This window comes from Glaciecola sp. 1036, assembly GCF_050306235.1.
Lineage (GTDB): Bacteria > Pseudomonadota > Gammaproteobacteria > Enterobacterales > Alteromonadaceae > Glaciecola.
The window spans coordinates 1-1212 of record NZ_JBLWFH010000035.1; the positions used below are offsets into that span (position 1 = coordinate 1).

General features: G+C 42.2%; 1 protein-coding gene. It reads left to right on the forward strand.

Annotated features, from left to right (window positions below; genetic code table 11):
- The first annotated feature begins 62 nt into the window (after positions 1-62).
- Positions 63-1186 (forward strand): IS3 family transposase gene (locus ACNKW3_RS19795; RefSeq protein WP_427401059.1). Its coding sequence is split into 2 segments (ribosomal slippage): positions 63-291 and positions 291-1186, totalling 1125 coding nucleotides; the frame shifts between segments, so codons are not numbered across the junction.
- Positions 1187-1212 lie beyond the last annotated feature (26 nt).

Here is a 1212-nt window from a genome sequence, read left to right on the forward strand (position 1 = left end):
TGATCTTCCCCTAAAACACTAGACACTTTTTATGTTCAAAATGAAGTATGATAGGAAGTGTTATGAGAAACAAATATCCACAAGAATTCAAAGATGAAGCAGTGCGCCAAGTATTGGAGCAAGGCCATAGTGTTGTCAGTGTTGCAAAACGATTGGGTGTCACTGATAAATCTCTTTATAACTGGGTCGCCAAAGCGAAGCAAAGCCCTCAAGAGGTAAATGATTCAGATGAAATAAAACGTTTGAAGAAGGAGCTCAAACGAGTCACAGAGGAGCGAGACATCTTAAAGGAGGCCGCCGCATACTTTGCAAGCGAGTCAAGGAAAGGTATGCGTTCATAGAGTCTCGGCTCAATAAATGGAATGTGAAAAAGCTCTGTCGATTACTCAATGTAAACCGTAGCGGATTTTATGCGTGGCGTAAGGGACCTGAGTCAAAAAGAGCGATTGAAAATAAGAGGTTAACCATACAGATTAAATCTGCTTACGTCGAATCTGGTGGTGTTTACGGTAGCCCTAGAATAACTGCCCAGCTCAATAAGTCGGGCATAAAAGTGAGTGAAAATCGCGTTGCTCGATTAATGAAGGCTGCCAAACTCAAGGCAAATATTGGATATAAACGTCGGTATTTTAAGTCTTCAGCGCCATCGATAGTAGCAGATAACCATGTTCAACAGCAGTTTCTAGTGATGCAGCCGGATCACACGTGGGTAACCGACATTACCTACATCAAAACGCATGAAGGCTGGCTCTATTTAGCAGTTGTCGTAGACTTGTTTTCACGAAAAGTCGTTGGCTGGTCAATGAGTGAGCGAATGAGCCGAGAGTTGGTGATAAAGTCCATCATGATGGCAGTCATGCGACGCCAACCAAAGAATGAGGTGATAGTGCATTCGGATCAAGGAAGTCAGTACACCAGTGACGATTTTCAAGACTATTTATCACAACATAATTTAGTCAGCAGCATGAGTCGTCGCGGTCATTGTCTTGATAACGCAGTGGTAGAAAGCTTCTTCCATTCGCTAAAAACAGAGCGAGTTAAAAAGAAAATCTATAAAACCAGAAGCGATGCTAAAGCAGACTTGTTTGATTATATAGAAGCGTTTTACAATCGAGTTCGACTACACAGCCATCTTGGTCAGCAGTCGCCCCATGAATTTGAAGAAATATACAAATTCGCTAGTTGAGTGTCTACAGATTTAGGGGAAGATCA